Raw genomic sequence first — 7,579 nt, 5'->3', positions numbered from 1 at the left:
GGATGTGCCGTCTCGATTTCACCGCAGGCCTCATCATCGTGCGCCTTCTTCTCCAGGGCTGCGATTTGAGCGTCGGTAAGGACAATGCCTTCTCTGGCGACCTTTTCCTCAAGCGCCTTCAGGCGTTTACGGAAGTTCTCTAGGTCGTGTCGTTGCCAGATGGAGCGCACGCCGCTGCCGGAGATAAATACGCCTTTTTTACGCAGCTCATTACTGGTCCGGTGCTGCCCATGGGGCGGGAACTCAATAGCATAATCAACAACCGCGCGTTCAGTGGCTTCGTCGGTGCGGTTCTTCAGGTTCGGAACCCGGCGGTTCTGGTTAACCGGCGCATCAATGCCACCTTCAGCAGCCAGTTCCTGATAACGGTAAAATGTATCGCGTGACACGCCCATGATCTTGCAGGATTTTGATACGTTACCGAGTTCTTCGGCGATATTGAGCAGGCCGGCTTTGTGTTTGATAATGGGATTGTTAGTATGAAGAATGAGAGTTACCTCGCGTTTTGTTTAAGGATTAGACACCCATATCAAAACCGGTAACTCTCAACCTTTCAAGGTCAAGTGTCAGATCTAGTATCGACTAATACACATTAAGCCTGCTATTGATGACATTGCGTTGCCGCATGGCTATCGCCTCGAGTGGGGCGGTGACTATCAAAGTACAAAAGAGGCACAGGAGGGGCTGCTCACCAGCTTACCCATTGCCTTTATCGTGATGTTTATCATCACCGTATTGATGTTCAGCTCGGTGAAACATGCCATTGCCATTTGGCTTACCGTACCGCTGGCGTTAATCGGTGTCACCGTCGGGTTCCTGCTTACGGGGATTCAGTTCGGATTTATGGCGTTGATTGGCTTGCTTAGCCTGAGCGGGATGTTGATTCGTAACGGTATTGTGTTGGTTGAAGAGATTGGCTTGCAGCGCTAGCAAAAAAAACATGCGTAACGCCATCATTGATGCATCGACCTCCCGTTTGCGTCCTATCCTGCTCACCGCGTTTACCACGGTGTTGGGGTTGGCCCCGTTACTGAGCGACGCCTTCTTCCAAAGCATGGCGGTAGTTATCATGTTTGGTCTGGGTTTTGCCACCGTGTTGACACTACTGGTATTGCCCGTGATTTACAGTTGTATGAACCGGGACGAGAAAACAGCATCAGTGTCCTCCTGAGGACGCTGACACTTCCGCCTATCTTCATAGCCAGGTTGCGTACTGCCTGGCTATGTCATTTCTCCCCCGTGATATCAGTGGGATAATGAAATAATGCCAAAACGTTATGAGTAAAAACGTGGCGTAGTGTGGTAAAAAACCGCTATGACATGAAAACGACTGACAGCATAAGCCTCAGCGACATAATAACGACATCTGCCTGCCGTGCCCTTGCAGGAGCCATGCCTCTTTGCGGCATGGTGCGTTAATCATGATGTAAGGTAAATAGCTATGGAAGAAGGACTGCACATGCCGGGTTCTGCGCGCGGGCTCAAAGTGGCGAAAATGCTTCAGACGATACTCAATATTGGGTTATTGCTGCTGGCGACCATTCTGGTGATTTTCCTGATGAAGGAGACATTTCATCTGGCGCAGGTGTTGCTGATTAGCAGTGAACAAGACTCTTCTTTTCAGCTTATTGAAGGGATCGTTATCTACTTTCTCTATTTTGAGTTTATCGCGCTCATCGTGAAGTATTTTCAATCGGGCTACCATTTCCCGCTGCGCTATTTTGTCTATATCGGCATTACCGCGATTATCCGCCTGATCATCGTGGACCACAAAGATCCGCTGGATACTTTGGCGTATGCCGCCGCTATTCTGGTGCTGGTGGTGACGCTCTATCTGGCGAACAGCAAACGGCTTAAACGCGAGTAATCTGTCATTCAGGCCAACAGTGGGCACTGTGGCGGCAATCGGCAGGTTAAGACTGCTGGCACTATGTCTATGCGGAATCGGTTGGCACTTAACGGCTCGCCGTCCAGGTTAAAGGTGATGTTATCGGGCGCAACGATCTCCAACTAGGGCAAGGTCGCGGCGATCACATTCGGGTTCTCGCTGTCAGTGAACAGCGCCTGAAGCATGTTAGGCAACAACTCCTGGGCTGAGAGTACGCGCAGTTGTAATTGTCCATAGTTGATCAGCGCTTCCGGGCACAGCGGTTGGCCGCCGCCCGCCTGCCGCCCGTTACCGATGGCGATCACCAGCGTATCGCCGGACCATTGAAAATCGGGGCCGCGAATTTCGCAGCGCTCTGCGGTCAGCATATCCATACGCAGCAAGGCGTGCAGCACGTAAGACGCGCCTCCCAGTGCGGATTTCATTTTCGAAGGTGTTTCTGTGGTGATGCGAGTGGCAAAACCGCCGGTCGCCATATTGATAAAATAGTGGCTGTCGTTGACGCAGGCGACATCGATCGGTGTCGCGTGCTCTTTTAACGCCAACGCTAATGCATGTTCGACATCAAGCGAGATCTGGCAACTGGTAGCAAAATCATTCGCTGTGCCGAGTGGGATGATCCCAAGCGTTGGACGCTGGGCTGGGGCACATTGCACCAGTGCGCTGGCGACCTCATTGATAGTGCCATCCCCACTGGCGGCAATCACATTATCCACCGTAAGCTGCACGGCTTCCTCGATGTAGCGTTTAGCATCACCGTGTTCCCAGGTCACGCGCACATGCAGCGTAAAGCCAGCTTTTCTGTACTCTTGCACTGCGCTGCGCAATACGTCGTTATCGGTGTTTTTTCCGTTGAGAATAAATAGGGATACGGGATGATGTTGGCTCATGGAGTGCTCCTTTTTACGCTGAAAAGAGGCAATGACAGGTATACACAGCGTAGCCAGAAATGGCCGAGAGCGGTATCAGAACAAGGGATAAGGCAGAAAAAAGCAAAGAAAAAGCCAGCACAAGGGAGACTGAGCTGGCCAAGGAGGTGGTTCCTAGTAGTATCACTACGCTTATTTTTCGTTCTAGATTTTCTCAGCGGCGCAATACTAACCAGATAGTAAAGGTATTGATGTGATCTGTTTCTAAAATTTGCGAAAAGTCGCAGATTGTGCCCTACAGGATAAACGCAATTCTTCTGCGAGAGGCCCCCTGCTTTCGCCGAGGACGACACACAAGGGGATTGCGCTGCCTTACGCCGCATTGGGGTTACGGGTGGTCACGTCACTTGGCAGGTTACGCAGCAGTAACGCAAACTCCAGCGCCACGTCATCCGGCACTGGCAGGTAAACGATATGCCCGTTGCCTGGTGCGACATCGATGGCTTCGCCTTTGGCGTTTTGCAGCGCATCGAGCGTGAATTGAATGTTGCCGTTCGGCGTCATCATCTCCACGCTGTCACCGAGGGAGAACTTGTTTTTCACTGCCACTTCAGCCAATCCGTTACGCCGTTCGCCGGTAAATTCACCAACAAACTGCTGACGATCCGATACTGAATAGCCGTACTCGTAGTTCTGATAATCTTCATGAACGTGGCGACGCAGGAAACCTTCGGTATAACCACGGTGCGCCAGACCTTCCAGCGTTTGCAGCTGTGTCGGATCGAAGGGTTTGCCTGCGGCGGCATCGTCGACCGCCTTGCGGTAAACCTGTGCCGTGCGGGCGCAGTAATAGAAGGATTTGGTGCGGCCTTCGATCTTGAGCGAGTGCACATGCATCTGGGTTAAACGTTCCACGTGCTGAATGGCGCGCAGATCGCGTGAGTTCATGATGTAGGTTCCGTGCTCATCTTCGAACGCACTCATGTATTCACCGGGACGCAGGTTCTCTTCCAGCATAAACACTTTGTCAGTCGGCTCACCAATACCCAGCGTGGGTTCTACATTCTGCACCGGAATCGGTTCATGCAGGTGAACGATGTTGCCGGTATCGTCTTCTTTCCCTTCCTGCACTTTGTATTCCCAACGGCAGGCGTTGGTGCAGGTACCCTGATTGGGGTCACGCTTATTGATATAACCGGAAAGCAGGCAGCGGCCAGAGTAGGCCATGCACAATGCGCCGTGCACGAAAATTTCCAGCTCCATGTCCGGTACCTGCTGGCGAATTTCGGCAATCTCTTCCAGTGACAGTTCGCGAGACAGGATCACGCGGCTCAGTCCCATCTGCTGCCAGAATTTCACCGTTGCCCAGTTCACCGCATTGGCTTGCACTGAAAGGTGAATTTGCATGTGTGGAAAGTTTTCTCTTACCAGCATGATCAGGCCGGTATCGGACATGATCAACGCATCAGGCCCCATATCAATCACGGGTTGAAGATCGCGCAGGAAGGTTTTCAGCTTGGCGTTATGCGGGGCGATGTTCACCACCACGTAGAATTTTTTCCCCAGTTCGTGGGCTTCATTGATGGCGAGCGCCAGCGTCTGGTGGTTGAATTCGTTATTACGCACTCGCAGGCTGTAACGGGGTTGACCGGCATAAATCGCATCAGCGCCATACGCGAAGGCGTAGCGCATATTTTTCAGCGTACCGGCCGGAGAAAGCAGTTCCGGTTTAAACATGGTGTCTCTCTGGTCTGATCACAAGTAAGGCTGTTCCCCGAGGGAACAGTAAAGGAGGGGGATTCTAGCGCTAATGTCGGTAAAAATCAGCTAACGACACAGAAAAAGTGTGGCTATTTCCCACGCGCACGCCGGAGTGGGCAACGAGAATTACTTGCCGAGGGTGGTGCGGTTGTGCGCACGTTGTAAATCAACCTGCGGGCCGAGCGGCACAATGCCGGTCGGGTTCAGCCAGCGGATACCGTAATAGCCTGCTTTGATATGGTCGATATTGACCGTCTCTTTGATATCCGGCCATTGGTAAAGTTCGCGCAGATAGTTCGACAGATGAGGGTAATCTTCAATGCGGTGGATATTGCATTTGAATGCACCGTGATAGGCCACATCAAAACGTACCAGGGTCACAAACAGTCGCCAGTCAGCTTCGGTAATGGTGTCACCCGCGATATAGCGATGGGTCGCCAGATGCGTTTCAACGCGATCCAGCGTTTCGAACAGCGTTGTCGCAGCGTTTTCGTAGTGCTCTTGGGTTTTGGCAAAGCCGGTTTTGTATACGCCGTTGTTGATGTTGTGGTAAATCACTTCATTCCATTCATCTATGGTGGAGCGCAGTGCGAGGGGATAATAATCCTCATGATTACCGGTCAAGGTGTCAAACTGGCTGTTGAACAGACGAATGATATCAGCAGATTCGTTATTGACGATACGCCCTTCGATACGATCCCACAGCACCGGTACTGAAACTTTACCGGTGTAATGGGCATCGCTGGCGGTATACAACTGATGCAGATAGCGTACGGGAGCAACGTGTTCACAGGCATCTTGCGGGGTGGTAAACTCCCAGCCGTTATCCGCAATCACAGGTTGCGCAATGGACAGGGAAACAATATTTTCCAGTCCCTTGAGCTTGCGGAACATCAAGGTGCGCGATGCCCACGGGCAGAGATAAGAAACAAAAAGTTGATAGCGGCCTGCTTCTGGGATCAGCGTGGTTTGGCGAAACAGCGTTTCCTGACGCTGAAAGGCCCCGTTTTTGATCTCTTCTGCGGCTACATCGCCATTGACCCATTTGCCGTTAACTAAACCTGACATGATATAGCGTTCCCCGTCTTGACCGTTGTCGGTGAGACAAACCTAAAAAATAATCATAGTTATTGTTGTGACTTTATCCATGTTAACAGCCGGGAGAAAGCGTAACAGGGCATATTTTTCATCAAGTCGAACAGTTTTTTTGACAAGCAGGCCTTAACGCTGGTTTCCCGACGTGCCCGTACAACCATACCAGGGGGGAGTGCTAAACTGTTCGGCCAGAAAATCGATAAAGCGTCTTACCTTCAGTGGCAGCAATTTGCGCGTCGGGTAGACGGCGTAAATATTCAGTTCCAGCGATCTGTAATCGGGTAATACTTCGACCAGCGTGCCTGCGCGTAAATCCTCACCCACCAGAAAATCCGGTTGCAGAATAATGCCCTGATGTGCCAGCGCGGCATAACGGCAGGTATCTCCGTTGTTAGCATGAATATGCTGTTGAGTTTTCACGGCGATAGTCTCACCTCCATCGTTGGGAGAGAAGTGCCATTCATTACCCGGTGCCCAATAGCTATAAGAGATAACGCGATGATCGCGCAGTGCCAGCGGATGTTGCGGAGTACCGTGGTGCGCCAGATAGGCCGGTGAAGCACACAGCACCATACGCGTTTTGGCGAGCGGGCGACACACCAACATCGAGTTGGGCAATTGCGCGATGCGAATCACCACGTCGTAACCTTCTTCCACCAGATCCACCACGCGGTCGGACAGAATGATATCGAGTTTCACCTGCGGGTTCTCTTCCACAAATTTACCCCACAACGGCGCGAGGTATTTCACGCCGAAGGTTTGCGGCGCACCCACACGTAATCGCCCATGAACCTCCGCCGAGCAGGCAGTAATTTCCGACTCTGCCTCTTTTAACGATGCCAGCAACTCTTTGCAACGCAGATAGTAGTTCTGGCCCTCCTCCGTCAACGATAATCGGCGCGTTGTGCGTTGCAACAAACGCACACCGAGGTACTCCTCCAACTCAGCAACGTGACGTGACACCACCGGCTTAGATAACGCCACCGTATCCATGGCACCGACAAAACTGCCTGCCTCAACGACCGCAACAAAGGTATTCATGGCCTGAAACTTGTCCATCCAGCACTCCGCATGATTGTTTCTATATTAGATATAATATATCTATAATAACCATATATATCTCTTATTATGAGACTTGTAAACTCCCAAACCATGAAGCGAAACCTATGTTTCATTCACTAACTATATATATCAACTAATTAACTAGGAGTTCCATCATGATTATTACCGTTGTAGGTACCGGCAATATGGGGTCCAGTTTTGTTAAGCGTTTTACGCTGGCAGGGCATCAGGTACGCGTGACTGGGCGTGACCTTAACAAAGCACAGGCATTAGCTGCGCAGTTTAAGGGGGCACAGGCAGTGCCTGCCGCCGTTGCCGCGCAAGGTGCGCAGGTGATTGTGCTGGCAACCGCCTACGGTGACGTGGTTAGCGCACTCTCTTCGCTGGGTGATATCAGCGGCAAAGTGGTGATTGATATTACCAACCCGCTGTATGCTGATTACATGAGTCTGACACTTGGCCACAGCACGTCAGCAGCGGAAGAGATCGCCAACGCCTTTCCGGCGGCACATATCGTGAAAGCGTTTAACACCACGTTTGCGCAGGTGGTAGCAGAAGGCCCGGCCTTTGCCGCAGGGCAGGTTGCACCCGTGTTCTATGCCGGGGATGACGTTGAGGCGAAAGCGGTGGTTCAGACCTTGATTGCCAGTACGGGTCGTGTATTCAATATGTTGATGGCTTTGTTGAATAAATCAGAACTTGTAACGACTGCGTCCCATACGGGTCGATTGTTACGTGATGCGAATACTGTTCGGCATTCCTGATAGCGTGATCCGGTTAAGCGCTTTGACCATGGCCATGGCTTTACCCACCTGAGCATCGTAGTCTCTCAGACTTAGATGACCACCCAGAAGCCTTTTGAACCGGAACATGGCCGTTTCAGCCACTGAGCGCCGGTGATAGC

Annotated in this window: 6 protein-coding genes and 3 pseudogenes; 3 read left to right on the top strand and 6 right to left on the bottom strand. The window is 51.6% G+C overall.

Annotated features, from left to right (window positions below):
* Positions 1 to 488 (bottom strand): helix-turn-helix domain-containing protein (locus QZ506_RS00765; RefSeq protein ID WP_291968367.1); only part of this gene is annotated, 488 nt, incomplete at its 3' end.
* A 103-nt stretch (positions 489 to 591) separates the two neighbouring features.
* On the opposite strand from QZ506_RS00765, the pseudogene QZ506_RS00760 reads away from it, so the two are divergent.
* Together QZ506_RS00760 and psiE are read left to right on the top strand one after the other, a co-directional pair.
* A pseudogene (locus QZ506_RS00760) lies at positions 592 to 1,171 on the top strand (efflux RND transporter permease subunit); the annotation flags it as partial.
* Between the two features lie 288 nt (positions 1,172 to 1,459).
* Positions 1,460 to 1,867 carry a phosphate-starvation-inducible protein PsiE gene (gene psiE / locus QZ506_RS00755; protein WP_222161120.1) on the top strand — a complete coding sequence of 136 codons (408 nt, stop codon included), beginning with the start codon at positions 1,460 to 1,462 and terminating at the stop codon, positions 1,865 to 1,867.
* An 8-nt stretch (positions 1,868 to 1,875) separates the two neighbouring features.
* Here psiE and yegS read toward each other — a convergent pair.
* The 4 genes and pseudogenes from yegS to QZ506_RS00735 all read right to left on the bottom strand — a co-directional run bounded on the left by yegS (position 1,876) and on the right by QZ506_RS00735 (position 6,672).
* Positions 1,876 to 2,778, bottom strand: a pseudogene (yegS, locus tag QZ506_RS00750) (lipid kinase YegS).
* Between the two features lie 351 nt (positions 2,779 to 3,129).
* The gene (gene yegQ / locus QZ506_RS00745) at positions 3,130 to 4,494 is read right to left on the bottom strand and encodes a tRNA 5-hydroxyuridine modification protein YegQ (protein ID WP_291968364.1); all 1,365 of its coding nucleotides are present in this window, start codon (positions 4,492 to 4,494) and stop codon (positions 3,130 to 3,132) included.
* 150 nt (positions 4,495 to 4,644) lie between these two features.
* Positions 4,645 to 5,586: a glutathione S-transferase family protein gene (locus tag QZ506_RS00740; protein WP_291968362.1), complete on the bottom strand. Its 942-nt coding sequence runs from the start codon at positions 5,584 to 5,586 to the stop codon at positions 4,645 to 4,647.
* 153 nt (positions 5,587 to 5,739) lie between these two features.
* On the bottom strand, positions 5,740 to 6,672 hold the full coding sequence (locus QZ506_RS00735; RefSeq protein WP_291968360.1) for a LysR family transcriptional regulator: 933 nt from the start codon (positions 6,670 to 6,672) through the stop codon (positions 5,740 to 5,742).
* A 158-nt stretch (positions 6,673 to 6,830) separates the two neighbouring features.
* On the opposite strand from QZ506_RS00735, the gene QZ506_RS00730 reads away from it, so the two are divergent.
* Positions 6,831 to 7,439, top strand: coding sequence for an NAD(P)-binding domain-containing protein (locus QZ506_RS00730; protein WP_291968358.1), 609 nt, complete (start codon positions 6,831 to 6,833; stop codon positions 7,437 to 7,439).
* Here QZ506_RS00730 and QZ506_RS00725 read toward each other — a convergent pair.
* Positions 7,407 to 7,579 (bottom strand): annotated as a pseudogene (locus QZ506_RS00725) (IS5/IS1182 family transposase); the annotation flags it as partial. The gene QZ506_RS00730 and the pseudogene QZ506_RS00725 sit on opposite strands and share 33 nt — an antisense overlap.

The organism is Candidatus Symbiopectobacterium sp., assembly GCF_020054415.1.
Lineage (GTDB): Bacteria > Pseudomonadota > Gammaproteobacteria > Enterobacterales > Enterobacteriaceae > Symbiopectobacterium.
This window is presented reverse-complemented; position numbering and strand designations above follow the sequence as displayed.